This window comes from Actinoplanes lobatus (genome assembly GCF_014205215.1).
In the GTDB taxonomy this organism is placed as follows: Bacteria; Actinomycetota; Actinomycetes; order Mycobacteriales; family Micromonosporaceae; genus Actinoplanes; species Actinoplanes lobatus.
In genome coordinates this window covers 3,818,410-3,832,481 of record NZ_JACHNC010000001.1, presented here as the reverse complement: position 1 = coordinate 3,832,481, position 14,072 = coordinate 3,818,410, and the positions used below count along the sequence as shown (strand labels likewise).

Annotated in this window: 15 protein-coding genes; 7 read left to right on the top strand and 8 right to left on the bottom strand. The window is 70.9% G+C overall.

Going from position 1 to position 14,072, the window contains the following annotated elements:
* Positions 1-27: 27 nt before the first annotated feature.
* Both BJ964_RS18020 and BJ964_RS18015 read right to left on the bottom strand, forming a co-directional pair.
* Complete coding sequence (locus BJ964_RS18020; protein ID WP_188121744.1) at positions 28-468, bottom strand: HNH endonuclease; 441 nt, start codon at positions 466-468, stop codon at positions 28-30.
* 287 nt (positions 469-755) lie between these two features.
* Positions 756-1,826: a polyprenyl synthetase family protein gene (locus tag BJ964_RS18015; protein WP_188121743.1), complete on the bottom strand. Its 1,071-nt coding sequence runs from the start codon at positions 1,824-1,826 to the stop codon at positions 756-758.
* 264 nt (positions 1,827-2,090) lie between these two features.
* Between BJ964_RS18015 and metF the strand changes: the two genes are divergently transcribed.
* Together metF and BJ964_RS18005 are read left to right on the top strand one after the other, a co-directional pair.
* Positions 2,091-3,014, top strand: a complete 924-nt coding sequence (metF, locus tag BJ964_RS18010) for a methylenetetrahydrofolate reductase [NAD(P)H] (RefSeq protein ID WP_188121742.1) — start codon at positions 2,091-2,093, stop codon at positions 3,012-3,014.
* Positions 3,015-3,028: 14 nt separating this feature from the next.
* Complete coding sequence (locus BJ964_RS18005; RefSeq protein ID WP_188121741.1) at positions 3,029-3,694, top strand: CDP-alcohol phosphatidyltransferase family protein; 666 nt, start codon at positions 3,029-3,031, stop codon at positions 3,692-3,694.
* Positions 3,695-3,881: 187 nt separating this feature from the next.
* Here BJ964_RS18005 and BJ964_RS18000 read toward each other — a convergent pair whose 3' ends face one another.
* From BJ964_RS18000 to BJ964_RS17990, 3 genes are read right to left on the bottom strand one after another with little or no spacing between them, the layout of a single operon-like run.
* Positions 3,882-4,232, bottom strand: coding sequence for a lycopene cyclase domain-containing protein (locus BJ964_RS18000; protein ID WP_188121740.1), 351 nt, complete (start codon positions 4,230-4,232; stop codon positions 3,882-3,884).
* Positions 4,229-4,561: a lycopene cyclase domain-containing protein gene (locus BJ964_RS17995; RefSeq protein WP_188121739.1), complete on the bottom strand. Its 333-nt coding sequence runs from the start codon at positions 4,559-4,561 to the stop codon at positions 4,229-4,231. Before BJ964_RS17995 ends, BJ964_RS18000 begins: the two co-directional genes overlap by 4 nt.
* 4 nt (positions 4,562-4,565) lie before the next feature.
* Positions 4,566-4,949, bottom strand: coding sequence for an Rv2175c family DNA-binding protein (locus BJ964_RS17990; protein ID WP_188121738.1), 384 nt, complete (start codon positions 4,947-4,949; stop codon positions 4,566-4,568).
* A gap of 3 nt (positions 4,950-4,952) precedes the next feature.
* Between BJ964_RS17990 and BJ964_RS17985 the strand changes: the two genes are divergently transcribed.
* The 3 genes from BJ964_RS17985 (at position 4,953) to BJ964_RS17975 (ending at position 8,564) form a co-directional block, all read left to right on the top strand.
* Complete coding sequence (locus BJ964_RS17985; protein WP_188121737.1) at positions 4,953-5,621, top strand: hypothetical protein; 669 nt, start codon at positions 4,953-4,955, stop codon at positions 5,619-5,621.
* A 91-nt stretch (positions 5,622-5,712) separates the two neighbouring features.
* Entirely contained in the window at positions 5,713-7,707 is a 1,995-nt protein-coding gene (gene pknB / locus BJ964_RS17980; RefSeq protein ID WP_188121736.1) for a Stk1 family PASTA domain-containing Ser/Thr kinase, read from the top strand.
* A complete protein-coding gene (locus tag BJ964_RS17975) occupies positions 7,704-8,564 on the top strand; it encodes a deoxyribonuclease IV (protein ID WP_407650809.1) in 861 nt (286 codons plus the stop codon). The genes pknB and BJ964_RS17975 overlap by 4 nt, the downstream gene beginning before the upstream one ends.
* On the opposite strand, the gene BJ964_RS17970 is transcribed toward BJ964_RS17975, so the two are convergent.
* The 3 genes from BJ964_RS17970 to BJ964_RS17960 form a co-directional block, all read right to left on the bottom strand.
* A complete protein-coding gene (locus BJ964_RS17970) occupies positions 8,539-9,564 on the bottom strand; it encodes a threonine aldolase family protein (RefSeq protein WP_188121735.1) in 1,026 nt (341 codons plus the stop codon). The two genes, BJ964_RS17975 and BJ964_RS17970, sit on opposite strands and share 26 nt — an antisense overlap.
* The gene (locus tag BJ964_RS17965) at positions 9,557-10,963 is read right to left on the bottom strand and encodes a class II 3-deoxy-7-phosphoheptulonate synthase (protein ID WP_188121734.1); all 1,407 of its coding nucleotides are present in this window, start codon (positions 10,961-10,963) and stop codon (positions 9,557-9,559) included. Before BJ964_RS17965 ends, BJ964_RS17970 begins: the two co-directional genes overlap by 8 nt.
* A gap of 70 nt (positions 10,964-11,033) precedes the next feature.
* A complete protein-coding gene (locus BJ964_RS17960) occupies positions 11,034-12,512 on the bottom strand; it encodes a glycosyl hydrolase family 18 protein (RefSeq protein ID WP_188121733.1) in 1,479 nt (492 codons plus the stop codon).
* 171 nt (positions 12,513-12,683) lie between these two features.
* Between BJ964_RS17960 and BJ964_RS17955 the strand changes: the two genes are divergently transcribed.
* Both BJ964_RS17955 and BJ964_RS17950 read left to right on the top strand, forming a co-directional pair.
* On the top strand, positions 12,684-13,157 hold the full coding sequence (locus tag BJ964_RS17955; RefSeq protein WP_188121732.1) for a glutathione peroxidase: 474 nt from the start codon (positions 12,684-12,686) through the stop codon (positions 13,155-13,157).
* A complete protein-coding gene (locus tag BJ964_RS17950) occupies positions 13,154-13,831 on the top strand; it encodes a DUF429 domain-containing protein (RefSeq protein WP_188121731.1) in 678 nt (225 codons plus the stop codon). The genes BJ964_RS17955 and BJ964_RS17950 overlap by 4 nt, the downstream gene beginning before the upstream one ends.
* Positions 13,832-14,072: the final 241 nt, after the last annotated feature.

The window sequence follows — 14,072 nt, the reverse complement described above, 5'->3', positions numbered from 1 at the left end:
GCTACCGGGCGGTGGGTAGCGTCGCGATCAGGTGAGCGTTACCGCCCAGATCGGGGCGAACGGGGTCATCCGGAGTGGCATGCGGGCCTCGGCGGGGGTGCGGTCGCGCTTGCGGTTGTTGCAGCGACCGCAGGCCGCGACGGTGTTCAGCCATTCGTTGCGGCCGCCTCGCGAGCGGGGCAGAACATGGTCGATGGTCGAGGCGGAGTCGCCGCAGTAGGCGCACTTTCGCCCGTCCCGCAGCAGCACACCGGCCCGCGACCAGCCCGGGCCGCGCCCGCGCCGCCACCGCGTCACCACGTAGGAGACCAGCCGCACCACGGTCGGCACCGGGTAGACCCCGATCCGGGTGTCCTGCTGGGCCTCGTGCACCACGGCGACCTGGCGGAACAGCATCCGGATCGCGTGCCGGAGGCTGACCCGGTGCAGCGGCCCGCAGTCGGCATTGAGAACCAGAACCGCACTCATTTCGTCACCCCCGGAAAATCGTTTGCATAATAGGAATCCACAGGTCAAGGGCGTTCCACCCCGGCGGATTCGCTGAGGAGAAAATAGGCTGCGGCATCGACCACCGACAACCGAATAAAGAGCGCTTCCGTTCCGTTCATCGGTGCGGTGGTCGAACCCGGGAACCCGCGAAGCCTGGGGCTGCCCGCGAGGACAACGCGGATCAGCGTGGAGGCCCGTAGGACGAAGCGAGGCCCCGACGAGGCTCCACTGGAGCGGTCGGGGCCTCGATGGCGAGGGGTAGGCGGTCAGCCGGAACGGTGGGTGGAGGCCTCGGCCAAGGCGTGCAGGACGGTTCGGGCCTCGTCCTCGATGGGGGCCTCGGCCAGTGCGGTCAGGGCCTCGGTGGTCAGGGTTTCGATCCGGGATTCGGTGGCGGCCAGGGCGCCCGCCTCCCGGATGATCGTTCGGAGGCGTTCCACGCCGGTGTCGTCCAGGGCCGGGTCGCCGAGAGCCGACTCCATGTGCTGCCGGGTGGCCTCGTCCACCGCCTGGTAGGCCGCGGCCACCAGGTAGGTTCGCTTGCCCTCGCGGAGGTCGTCGCCGGCCGGTTTGCCGGTCTGGGCCGGGTCGCCGTAGACGCCCAGGACGTCGTCGCGCATCTGGAAGGCCTCGCCGAGCGGAAGGCCGAACGCCGCGTACGACGCGAACACTTCGGGGCCGCCGCCGGCGAGGGCCGCGCCCAGCAGGAGCGGGCGTTCGACCGTGTACTTCGCCGATTTGAAGCGGGCCACCTTGCCGGCGCGTTCCAGGGATGTGTCGCCGGTCGCCTGGGTGAGCACGTCCAGGTACTGGCCGACGGTCACCTCGGTCCGCATCTGGTCGAAGACCGGCCGCGCCCGGGCCAGGTCGGCCAGTGCCATCCCGGACGAGTGCAGCAGCTCGTCGGACCAGACCATGGCCAGGTCGCCGAGCAGCAGCGCCGCCGAGTCGCCGAACCCGGCCGCCGCGCCCCGCCAGCCTTCGGCGGTGTGCAGCAGCTCGAACCGGCGGTGCACCGACGGCTCCCCGCGCCGGGTGTCGGACCGGTCCATCAGGTCGTCGTGGATCAGCGCGCTCGCCTGCACCAGCTCCAGCGCCGAGACGGCCGCCACGACCTCGTCCGAGTCGGCGCCGCCCGCGCCGCGGAAACCCCAGTACGCGAACGCCGGCCGCAGCCGCTTGCCGCCACCGAGCACGAACGCCGACACCGCGTCGGCCACCTCGGCCAGCGCCGTGTCGATCTCCAGCAGGTGGGCGCGCTGGGTGGCGAGGAAACCGGAGAGCGCCTTGTCGACACGCGGCCGCAGGCCGGCCGACTCGAGCGGAGAGTTCGTCACGGAGTCGACGCTATCTGGTCGTCCGTCCCCCTGTTCGGCCGTATCACCGCGATCCACCGGACGACCCACGCGGCGACGGACCGTCACATGCCGGAGCGCGCGTCGCGGCCACGACGGCTCACCCGGATCGCATGGTACGGCGAAACGGCGTGCCCGATTTTTGCTGACACTTCATCGCGTACCGGAAAAAGCCGACCACATAGAGTGACCGACCCGGACGTTCGGGCGGATCATCGAGGGCGGTGTGGCCGGTAGAGTGCTCCCGTGTCTCTCGGACTTCCCTCCCGGCTTCCCGGCGCGCCGTCGGTCGGTGAGCTGATCCGCGGCCCGGCGCCCACCTTCTCGTTCGAGTTCTTCCCACCGAAGACGCCAGCCGGTGAGCAACTGCTCTGGCAGGCGATCCGGGAGCTGGAGTCGCTGCGGCCCAGCTTCGTCTCGATCACCTACGGGGCGGGCGGCACCACCCGTGACACCACCGTCGCCGTCACCGAACGTGTCGCCACCGAGACGACGCTGCTGCCGATGGCGCACCTCACGGCGGTGAACCACTCCGTCGCCGAGTTGCGCAACGTCATCGGGCGGCTGGCCGGCGCCGGAATCAGCAACATCCTGGCGGTTCGCGGCGACCCGCCCGGCGACCCGATGGGCGAGTGGGTGCGGCATCCCGACGGGATCCTGTACGCGGAGGATCTGGTCCGCCTGATCCGTGCGGCCGGCGATTTCACCGTCGGGGTGGCGGCGTTCCCCTACAAGCATCCGCGCTCGGCCGACGTGGAGACCGACACCCAGCACTTCGTCCGCAAATGCCGGGCCGGGGCGGATTTCGCGATCACCCAGATGTTCTTCGACGCCGAGGACTACCTGCGTCTCCGCGATCGGGTCGTGGCCTCGGGCAGCGACACCCCGATCGTGCCCGGCGTCATGCCGGTGACCCGGATGGCCACGATCGAACGGTCCGCCCAGCTCTCCGGCGCGCCCTTCCCGCCGGCTCTGCTGGAACGGTTCGAGCGGGTCGCCGGGGACGAGGAGGCGGTGCGGGCCCTGGGCATCGAGACGTGCGTGGACATGTGCGCCCGGCTCCTGGACGAGGGCGTTCCCGGGATCCACTTCATCACCCTGAACCGGTCCACCGCGACCCGGGAGGTCTGGCAGCAGCTGGCCCCTGCCGAGGTCGCCACCGCTGCCTGACCGGCGTCGGCGTCGTGACCTGGGATCAGTACGCGGAGGCGTGGGCCGGGCTGCACGGCGGCTTCGATCCGCGACGGGCGTCGGCGCTGGTCCGGGGGTGGGTGCGGCTGGCGTACCGGACCGGGTCCTGGCTCGGGGCCCGGCGGGTCACGCCGTTCACGGTGACCCTCGCCGGGGTGCTGCTCTGCCTGGCCGTACCGCTCGCCGTGCCGGCCGGGGCGGGCGGCCTCGCGTTCGGCGCCGCGCTGGTGCTGCTCGCGGCGGCCGCGGACGGGCTGGACGGGGCGGTCGCCGTGATCACCGGGCGGGTCAGCCGGGCCGGATACGTGTACGACTCGGTCGCCGACCGGATCGGTGAGGCCGCCTGGCTGGCCGCCTTCTGGCTGGCGGGCGCCCCGGCCTGGCTCACGGTCAGCACCGGGGCGGCGAGTTGGCTGCATGAGTACGTTCGCGCGCGGGCCGCGGCCGCCGGCATGCCGGACATCGGCGTCGTCACGGTCGGGGAACGGCCCACCCGCGTCGCCGTCACCGTCGCGGGCCTGATCGTCGCGTCACTGGCCGTCGTGGTCGCGCCCGGCTGGGTCCCCGCGGTTCTCGCCGTCGCCGTCGCGGCCTGGCTGGTCCTCCAGCTCATCGGTCTGGGACAGCTCACCGTCGCGGTCCGCGCCGCTCTCCGCTGATCCGGCCGAAACACGCCGGGCGCACTCGGGGGACCGGCCACGGGGGTTGGGGAGGGTGACCACTCACGCACGTCGCCCGGGGCGGGGAGCGTTCTGGACGCGCCAGCGGCCAGCGAGCCGGCCCGGGCCCTCGGCGGGAGCAGCGGTCCGGACCCACCACCGAGATGCGACATCCTGATTTTGATCTTCAGGAGCGGAGGCGGCGGAGCAGGGCGCTTCCCTCGCCGGCCGCGGGGGTGCGCTGGATGCCGCGGCGGCCCAGGGTGATCCAGACGGAGAGGGTGAGCAGGATCAGGGCGAAGCCGAAGAGGAGATCTTCCACCGGGGCGTGGACGAGGCGCCAGCCGATGATCGCCGCCGGGTCGTAGACGACGATCCCGCGCCCGGTCAGGATGCCGTTGGAGATCAGCTGAAACGTGCAGATGATCGGGTATGTCGCCCAGAAGACCAGTCTGGTGACCAGACGGGTACGGAGGACGAACAGGTCGACAACGACCACGATCGCGACACCCAGCAGAGCAGCTGTGGTGTATGTCACAGTTCCTCGTCTCCGGCCGGGCGGCGCAGGACGGCCCGGACCGCCTCGAAGCCGAGAATCGCGCACAACGGCACGACCAGGAAGAAAAGCACCTCGTCCAGGGGCAGATCGCCGGGCAGGTGGACGCCGGTGATCTGCTCCGGGTCGAATGTCCAATGCCCTGCGGCTATGGCGGCCAGATCCCACAGGATGAAGACCGCCGCCACCGGCAGGATGGTCAGGATCAGGCGGCGCCCGCGGCGGAGCACGTTGACCTTGAGGATCGGCTCCAGCCAGAGCGCCGCCAGCAGGCACCCGGCCAGGACGGACAGGTAGCCGAACTGCCGCATCCGGTCAGAAGCCGAGGGCCTGGGCGCGCCGCTTGGCCTCGCGGGCGAGCGGGCCGCCGAGGGCGACGGCGGCGTTCCCACCGAGACCCTCGTCCGGCTCGTAGAGCCACCGGAGGGCTTCTTCGTCGTTGTACCCGGCGTCATGCAGCAGGTTCAGGACGCCGGGCAGGTGCTTGAGCACGGTCGCGTTGGCGACCAGTTCGGCCGGCACCACCCGGATGCCGTCCCGGCGGACCGCGAGCAGCGCGCGTTCCCGGATCAGCTGGTGCACCTTGCTGATCGACAAACCAAGCTTTTCGGACACATCCGGCAGGGTGATCCAACCGGCGGGGCCGGTGGTTACGGGTTCGGTCACCTGTACAGCGTGCCAGACCAGATCGGAGAACATTTGATGAGCCTGTGGCGGAACGTCCGTGGGGAGATGGCCGGGGCCTGGCGTTCGGTCTGCTACGACCTGGGCCGCCGCCCGGCCGGCCGGGATCCGCAGCCGGACGTCACCTCGACCGGGATGTCCACCTTCCCGGGGTCCCTCGTGGACCTGCCGGGGGAACCGCCGCGGACCGACGCCCGGCCACCGCGGCGATTTGTCGCGGTTACCGCGTTCTGTGCCCTCGGGCTGACCGGCGCGGCCGGGTCCTATCTGGCCGCCACCACGACGTTCGCCGGGGAGATGGCCGAGCGGCCGAGCGCGCCGCCGGCGGTCGCGGCGCCGCTGCCGCCGGACGAGGTGGAACCGGTGGGCGGGGTGGCCGGGATGGGTGCCGTGCCGGTGGCCCGGGAGAGGAGGCCGCGGGTCGTCACGAAGATCACCCCGACCTCGGTTCGGAGCACCGCACGGACGACCGCTCCCACCACCCGCCGGGCCGTCACGCGACCCCCCACGCCGGGCTGTGACTGCGAGACGCCGCCGGCCCCGACACCGACCGCGGCGCCCTCGGCGACGTCCGCCGAGCCGGACATTTCAGCCTCCCCGTCCGCGAGCGGGAGCGTCTCCCCCACCCCGGACATCAGCGAACCAAGCGGCGACAGTGACCGCCGCCACCGTCGCTGGCAACGCTGAAGTGCTGGTCACGCCGGTCTAGGTACCCGTTTGGACTCAGCTGTGACATCCTGGGTCACCCCCACTGGAAAGACACATACACTTCACGCCGATGGACACCACAGTCGCCGATACGTTGATCGGCACAACGATTGACGGGCGCTACCGGATCACCGGTCGCGTCGCCCGTGGTGGCATGGCGACCGTCTACCGCGCCACCGACGAGCGCCTCGAGCGCACCGTCGCACTGAAAATCATTCACCCCTCGCAGGCCACCAACGTCCACTTCGTCGACCGGTTCACCGACGAGGCGAAGACGATCGCCCGCCTCACGCACCCGAACGTCGTGGCCGTCTACGACCAGGGCCGCCACCAGGGTCTCCCCTACCTGGTGATGGAGTTCGTGCAGGGCAAGACGCTGCGTGAGCTGCTCAGCCAGCGGGTCAAGCTGACACCGGTCGAGGCGCTCGCGATCCTCGATCAGATGCTGGCCGCGATCGCCGCCGCGCACCGCGCCGGTCTGGTGCACCGTGACGTCAAGCCGGAGAACGTGCTGGTCGCCGAGGCGCCCAGCGGCGGGTCCGCGGACCTGGTGGACGCCGTGGTCAAGGTCGCCGACTTCGGTCTGGCGCGGGCCATCGAGGCGAGCAGCGTCGACGACACCGGGCAGCTCATGGCGACCGTGGCCTACGTGGCCCCGGAGCTGGTGCAGACCGGTCAGGCGGACGCGCGCACCGACGTCTACTCGGCCGGCGTCGTGCTCTTCGAGATGCTCACCGGCCGGGTGCCGTACGACGGCGCCGAACCGATCGAGGTGGCCTGGCAGCACGTGGACAACGACGTGCCGGTCCCGTCCACGATCGCTCCGGGCCTGCCCCCGGTCCTCGACCAGCTCGTCTCCCGGGCCACCCGGCGTGACCCCGGCTCCCGGCCCACCGACGCCGGCGCCATGCTGAGCGAGGTGCAGGCGGCCCGTGACGGCCTCGGCGTCACCCACGCGGAGACGGCGATGCTGCGCCAGATCCCGGGCCGGCCCGGCGCGGGCGACGCCACCACGATCGTGCCCACCGTGTCCGCGCCGGACGCGACGGCCATCGTGCCGCCGGTCCAGGGCGGCAACTACCAGGCGTCGCACCGCCCGTCCTGGGCGCGGCTGCCGGAGCAGGGTGGCCGGAGCAGCGCGCCGCACCGGCGGAGCGCCCCGCCCGCCGCCGGTGCGGCCGGGTTCTTCGAGGACCGCCGCCGGGTCATGCTGACCGCGCTGGTCGCCCTGATGGCGCTGGTCGTGATCGGCAGCACCTGGTGGGTCACCTCGGGGCGGTACACGGAGACACCCCAGCTGCTCACGATGAGCCAGGACCAGGCGGTCGCGTACGCGAAACAGCAGGGTTTCGAGGTCTTCATCGGCGACGGGCAGTACAGCGAGACCGTGCCCGAGGGCTCGGTGGTCAGCCAGGACCCGGGCCCGCTGGCGAAGATCGTCAAGGGCGACACGATCCGGGTGATCCTGTCGCTGGGCCCCGAGGTGCATCCGGTTCCGGAGCTGGAGGGCCAGGAGCTGACCTATGCCAAGGCCGAGCTGGAGGCACTCAGGCTGAAGGTGAAGCAGGGCAAGGCGGTCTACAGCGACACCGCGCCGGAGGGTGTGGTGATCTCCACCGACCCGAAGGCGGGCACCGAGCTCAAGCCCGGTTCGACGGTGACGCTGGTGCTGAGCAAGGGCAAGGCGCCGATCACGGTGCCCAACCTGGTCGGCGAGAACATCAACAACGCTCGTACGATCCTGGCGCAGCGGGGCCTGCAGGCCGCCGAGGAGACGGTGGAGAGCGACAAGCCCGCCGACACGGTGATCGGGCAGAGCCCCAAGGCGGGCACCGGCGCGGAGAAGAACACCAAGGTCACCCTCCAGGTGAGCAAGGGTCCCGCGCAGCTCACCCTGCCCGACCTGACGAACCAGCCGTGCCAGCAGGCGCAGGCCACGCTCCAGGGCATGGGCTTCCAGGTGCAGATCAACATCGACCCGAACGCCACGGTCCGGCAGCAGAACCCGCCGGGTGGCACTCCGGTCCCGCCGAACAGTGTGGTGCAGCTGACTTGCTTCCTGTGAGCCATCGGATCGGTTCGCACACGAAGACGTCGGGAGGGCTGGCCAAGGCCGCCCTCCCCTACGTCGACGCGGCGGGCTCGGAAACCCTTCAGGTGTACGTCTCCAACTCCCGTGGCTGGGCGCTGCCGGCCGGCGACCCGAAGCAGGACACCCTGTTCCGGGACGGGATCGGAGAGCGGGACCTGCCCGCGTACATTCACGCGTCGCTGCTGGTGAACCTGGGTTCGCCGACCGAGCTGACGGTGGAGCGGTCGGTCGCCACGCTGGAGCACGCCCTGCTGCGCGGTAGGGCGATCGGCGCGACCGCGGTCGTCTACCACGCGGGCAGCTCGGTCGACGAGTCGCACGCCGGCAAGGCGCTGCACCAACTGCGCGAGGCGCTGCTGCCACTGCTCGACCGGGCGTCCGCCGAGGGCCTGCCCCGGCTGCTGGTGGAGCCGAGCGCGGGCGGCGGCCGCAGCCTGGCGTCGAAGGTGCAGGACCTGGAGCCCTACCTCGCGGCGGTGGAGAACCACCCGTGGATGGGCGTCTGCTTCGACACCTGCCACGCCTGGGCGGCCGGGCACGACCTGGCCACCCCGGGCGGCATGACGGCGACGCTGGACGCGCTGCTCGCCGCGGTGGGGCCGGGCCGGTTGCAGCTCGTCCACGCGAACGACTCGAAGGACGAGTGCGGTTCGACCCGGGACCGGCACGAGACGATCGGCAAGGGCCGGATCGGGTCGGCGCCGTTCGCGGAGCTGTTCGCGCATCCGGCCACCGCCGGGGTGCCGATCATCGTGGAGACGCCGACCGTGGAGCACGAGGGGCACGCGGCGGACATCGCCCTGCTCAAGGGGCTGCGAGAAGCTCGCTGAGGACCTCGATGGTCTGATCCATCGACTCGTCGTCCAGATCCAGGTGGGTGACGAGGCGGGCGACCCGCGGCAGCATGGCCGAGATCAGGACGCCACGCTCGGCGGCCTGTGCGGTCAGCGAGGGCGCGTCCAGGTCGTGCTTCGACAGGTCCAGGGGGACCAGGTTCGTACGCACCTGTTCCGGATCGACCACGCCGAAGGGGGCGAGGGCCTCGGCGATGATCCGGGCGCGCTCGTGGTCCTCGGTGAGCCGCTGGATGTGGTGGTCGAGGGCGTACCGGCCGGCGGCCGCCAGGATGCCGACCTGCCGCATGCCGCCGCCCATCCGCTTGCGGATCAGCCGGGCCCGGGTGATCCGCTCCCGGCTGCCGATCACCAGCGACCCGACCGGCGCGCCCAGACCCTTGGAGAGGCACACCGACAGGGTGTCGAAGAGGGCGCCGTACTCGGCGAGGGTCACCCCGTCGGCGACATGGGCGTGCCAGATCCGGGCGCCGTCGCAGTGCAGCGCCACCCCTTGGGCGTCGGCCACCGCGCGCAGGTGCTGCAACGTGGCGAGCGGAACGACGCCCCCACCGCCGAGGTTGTGGGTCTGCTCGACGGCGATCGCGGCGGTCGGCACCGAGGGGTAGCCGGCCGGGCGGATCATCGCGGCGATCCGCTCGACGTCCAGGGCGGCGCCCTCCGAGCCCCAGGTGCGCGTGGAGATGCCGCCGTAGAGCGCGGCGGAGCCCAGCTCGTAGGTGACCACGTGCGCATCCGCGCCGGCCAGCAGCTCGCCGCCGGCCGGGACGACGAGTTGCAGCGCGATCTGGTTGGCCATCGTGCCGGACGGGGTGAACAGCGCCGCCTCGTGCCCGAACAGCTCGGCCACGTACGCCTCGAACGCGTTGACCGTGGGGTCGTCGCCGAACACGTCGTCGCCGACCGCTGCCTTCGCCATCGCCTCCCGCATGCCCTTGGTGGGGCGGGTGACGGTGTCCGACCGCAGGTCAGCCACGGAGCATCTCGGCGACGAGGAACGCCAGCTCCAGGCTCTGCTGCGTGTTGAGGCGCGGGTCGCAAGCCGTCTCGTAACGGTCCGGCAGGTCGAGGTCCTCGATGCCCTGGGCGCCGCCGAGGCACTCGGTGACGTCCTCGCCGGTCAGTTCGATGTGGATGCCGCCCGGGTGGGTGCCGAGGCCGCGGTGCACCTCGAAGTAGCCGAGCACCTCGTCGACGACCCGGTCGAAGTGGCGGGTCTTGTAGCCGTTCGACGACTCGTGGGTGTTGCCGTGCATCGGGTCGCACTGCCAGACGACCTTGGCGCCGGAGGCGTGCACCTTCTCCACGATGGGCGGCAGCACGTCGCGGACCTTGCCGTTGCCCATCCGGCTGATCAGCGTCAGGCGGCCGGGCACATTGGACGGGTTCAGCTTCTCGCACAGCTCGATGGCGGTGTCCGGCGACGTGCCGGGGCCGATCTTGACGCCGATCGGGTTGGCGATGCGGCTGATGAAGTCGATGTGCGCGTGGTCGAGCTGGCGGGTGCGCTCGCCGATCCACAGGAAGTGGCCGGACAGCCCGTAGGCCTTGCCGTCGGAGACCCGGGTGAGCGCCCGGTCGTACTCCAGGGCGAGGGCCTCGTGCGAGCAGTAGAGGCTGACCGTGCGCAGCGCCTCGTTGTCGGTCATGCCGCAGGCGCGGATGAAGTCGAGGGCGCGGTCGATCTCCCGGGCGATCGCCTCGTAGCGCTCGCCGGCCGGGGAGGCGCGGACGAAGTCCTTGTTCCAGTCGTGCAGCCCGTGCAGGTCGGCAAGACCACCCGAAAGGTACGCCCGGAGCATGTTCATGGCGGCGGCGGAGTTCGCGTACGCCCGGATCATGCGCTGCGGATCGGCGACGCGGGCCGCCTCGTCCGCGTCCAGCGAGTTGATCAGGTCACCCCGGTAGGCCGGGAGGCCCAGCGAGTCGGTCAGCGACGAGCGGGGCTTGGTGTACTGCCCGGCGACCCGGGCCACCTTCACCACCGGCATCGAGGCGCCGTAGGTCAGCACCACCGCCATCTGGAGCAGGGTGCGCGCGTTGGCGAGCAGGTGGCTCTCGGTGTTGTCGGCGAACGTCTCGGCGCAGTCGCCGCCCTGGAGCAGGAACGCCCGTCCCTCGCAGACCTCGGCGAGCCGGTGCCGGAGCTGGTCGACCTCGTACGGCGCGACGATCGACGGCACGTTGTCGAGGACCTTGCAGACCTCGGCGACCTCGCCCATGTCCGGCCAGGGCGGCATCTGCACCCGCGGCAGGGATCGCCAGTGGTCGAGGCCGAGAGCCTCGTCCTCGGCCGAGTCGGTGGACGGGCGGGACGTCTGGAAGGCCGGGTTGCCCACCCCGGGATGACTGAGCTGATGCCACTCACGGCGCATGCCGAAAGCGTACGGAAGGGGGGCACCGGGCCTGCGCCCGGTGCCCCCCTCGCGAGACGGATTACAGGTTCTACACGTTGTTCTTGATGGCGGTGATCAGCTCGCCGTTGGTGGTGTCACCGGACAGCTCCCAGAAGAACGCGCCGCCGAGACCCTGGTTCTTCCCGTAGGTCATCTTGCCGGCGATGGTCGACGGGGTGTCGTAGCCCCACCAGTTGTTGCCGCAGAACGCGTACGCCGTACCGCCGACCGTGCCGGTGGCCGGGCACTTGGTCTTGAGGACCTTGTAGTCCTCGATGCCGGCCTCGTAGGTGCCGGCCGCCGCGCCGGTCGCCGTACCGCCCGGGGCGGCCTGGGTGACGCCGGTCCAGCCGCGGCCGTAGAAGCCGATGCCCAGCAGGATCTTGCTGGCCGGGACGCCCTTGCTCTTCAGCTTCTGGATCGCGGCGTCGGAGTTGAAGCCGGCCGTCGGGATCCCGGTGTACGAGGTCAGCGGCGAGTGCGGGGCGGTCGGGCCCTGCGCGGCGAAGGCGCCGAAGTAGTCGTACGTCATCGGGAAGACCTTGTCGAGCTTCGCGATGCCGGACGCGTAGTCGGCCACGTCGAGCTTGCCGCCGTTGCTGCCGTCGGCGGAGATCGCCGAGGTGATCAGGTTGTTGGCGCCGAACTTGTTGCGCAGCGCGGTGATGACGTTGGCGTACGCCGCCGGGCCGCTGGAGTCGCAGGAGAGACCACAGGCGTTCGGGTACTCCCAGTCGATGTCGATGCCGTCGAAGACGTCCGCCCAGCGCGGGTCCTCGACCAGGCTGTAGCAGCTGTCGGCGAAGGCGGTCGGGTTGGCGGCCGCCTGGGTGAAGCCGCCGGACCAGGTCCAGCCGCCGACCGAGTAGATCACCTTGAGGTTCGGGTACTTCGCCTTGAGCTTGCGGAGCTGGTTGAACGAGCCACGCAGCGGCTGGTCCCAGGTGTCCGCGACGCCGTCGACGCTCTCCGCCGCGGTGTACGCCTTCTCGTAGTCGGCGTAGGAGTCACCGATCGTGCACCGGCCGCCGGTGGTGTTGGCGAACGCGTACAGGATGTGGGTCAGCTTGGACGCCGAGCCGGAGGTGTCGATGTTCTTGACGTGGTAGCCACGGCCGTAGACGCCCCACTCGGCGAAGTAGCCGACGAGCCACTTGGAGCCGGGGTTCACCGTCGGGCTGGTGGTGGGCGGCGTCGTGGGCGCCGTCGTGGGCGCCGTCGTCGGGGCGGTGGTGGGCGCGGTCGTCGGGGACGTGGTCGGCGGGGTGGTGCCGCCGTCACAGATGCCGCTGTCGGTCCAGACCGCCCACTCGGTGCTGTTGGTGGCCGGGGACTCGTTCTGGGTCCACCACTTGGCGGTCCAGTTGTGGCCGTTCTGCGAGGCGACGTTGCCCTTGACGTAGACGGCGGTAGAGGTCCATGCGGGGGCACATGCGGTGGCCGCTGACGCCGACACGACCGGAACCGCGACGCTGGCCGCGGTCACGACCGCGCCGGCGAACAGTGCCCGGCGGGTGGTTTTGTGCACGGGGATGTCTCCTCGACAGTTAGGAAACTTTCCAAAGAATTGGATGAAGAGACCGTAGTCACATCGATTAACACCAGTCAAGCCAGGTGAACACCTTTAAGGTCTCTTTAACAAAAGCCCGGCGGGCACGACGGGGTGCAATCGAGCAGACACACCCAGTAGTCTTCGCTCATGACCATCTTCGACGTCAGCATTGGCGCCCTCACCGGTGGCGCGACCGAATTGGACCGTTACCGCGGATCGGTCGTGCTGGTGGTCAATGTGGCCTCTCGCTGCGGCCTGACCCCGCAGTACAGCGCATTGCAGAAACTCTACGAAAACTACCGCGACCGTGGCCTGGTGCTGGTCGGCGTTCCCTGCAACCAGTTCGGCGGCCAGGAACCCGGCACCGCGACCGAGATCGAGCAGTTCTGCCGGGTCGACTACGGCGTCACCTTCCCGGTGACCGAGAAGGTCGAGGTCAACGGACCCGGCCGGCACCCGCTCTACCGGGAGCTGATCGGTGACGGCGGCGACATCGAGTGGAACTTCGAGAAGTTCGTGGTCGCCCCGGACGGGACGGTCGCCGCCCGCTTCTCCCCCGGCACCACGCCGGACGACGGCGAGCTGATCGCGACGATCGAGAAGCTGCTGCCGCATCGATGAGCATTCACGTCATCGGGGTCGACGCGTACGCGCTCGGCTGGGTCGGCGTCGAATTGCGCGACGGCGCCTTCGGGCGCGCGGTGCTGGCCGCCACCCTCTACGAGATCGTGGCCGGCAGCTCCGGCGCCGCCGTCATCGGCGTGGACATCCCCCTCGGCATGCTCCCGGACCGCTGGCGCGCCGCCGACACCCTGGCCGCCGACCAGCTCGGGCCACGCCGCGGCAGCGTCTTCCGGGTGCCGCCCCGCGCCGTCTGGCAGGAGGGCGACTTCACCTCGGCGAACCGCCTCTGCCGCGAGCTGACCGGGGCCGGCCTGAGCCGGCAGTCCTGGGCCCTGCGCCCCAAACTGCTCGAGGCGAACGCCATCTGGGAACGCCACCCCGGCCTGCTCTTCGAGGCCCACCCGGAGCTGTCCTTCCGGACCATGGCCGGCGAGCCGCTCGCCCACGCAAAAAAGACATGGAGCGGCCAGGCGCGCCGCCGTGAACTCCTGGCCCGCAACGGCATCGTCCTGCCGGAACGCCTCGGCCCGGCCGGTCAGGCGCCACCCGACGACGTCCTGGACGCGGCCGCCGTCGCGTGGACCGCGCATCGCGTCGCCACCGGCACGGCCCTCAGCCACCCCAGCCCCCCGGAAGAGGAGAACGGCAGCCGCATCGCCATCTGGTATTGAAAACCCGTTTCCGGTACGGGACCGGCCGTCCCCGACCGCAATCGACGCCGTCCCGTGGCGCACCGCGATCTCACTGCCCGGTCCCGCCCGCGAGGCACTTCCGGGCGGAGATCGCACCCTCACGCGCGCCTTCGCGCGCCTTCGCGATCTTGGACGTTTGGCCACCAAATCCGGTGGGATAACGTCCAAGATCACGCGTGGTTACCTTCACCCGCGCTTGCCCGCCCGCGAGGCGCTTCCG

Bases quoted from the DNA above. Each gene is read 5' to 3' on its own strand.
- BJ964_RS18020 (WP_188121744.1), bottom strand. From the start codon at position 468: ATGAGTGCGGTTCTGGTTCTCAATGCCGACTGCGGGCCGCTGCACCGG.
- BJ964_RS17965 (WP_188121734.1), bottom strand. From the start codon at position 10,963: ATGCGCCGTGAGTGGCATCAGCTCAGTCATCCCGGGGTGGGCAACCCG.
- pknB (WP_188121736.1), top strand. From the start codon at position 5,713: ATGGACACCACAGTCGCCGATACGTTGATCGGCACAACGATTGACGGG.
- BJ964_RS17985 (WP_188121737.1), top strand. From the start codon at position 4,953: ATGAGCCTGTGGCGGAACGTCCGTGGGGAGATGGCCGGGGCCTGGCGT.
- BJ964_RS17950 (WP_188121731.1), top strand. From the start codon at position 13,154: ATGAGCATTCACGTCATCGGGGTCGACGCGTACGCGCTCGGCTGGGTC.
- BJ964_RS17995 (WP_188121739.1), bottom strand. From the start codon at position 4,561: ATGCGGCAGTTCGGCTACCTGTCCGTCCTGGCCGGGTGCCTGCTGGCG.
- BJ964_RS17955 (WP_188121732.1), top strand. From the start codon at position 12,684: ATGACCATCTTCGACGTCAGCATTGGCGCCCTCACCGGTGGCGCGACC.
- BJ964_RS17990 (WP_188121738.1), bottom strand. From the start codon at position 4,949: ATGTTCTCCGATCTGGTCTGGCACGCTGTACAGGTGACCGAACCCGTA.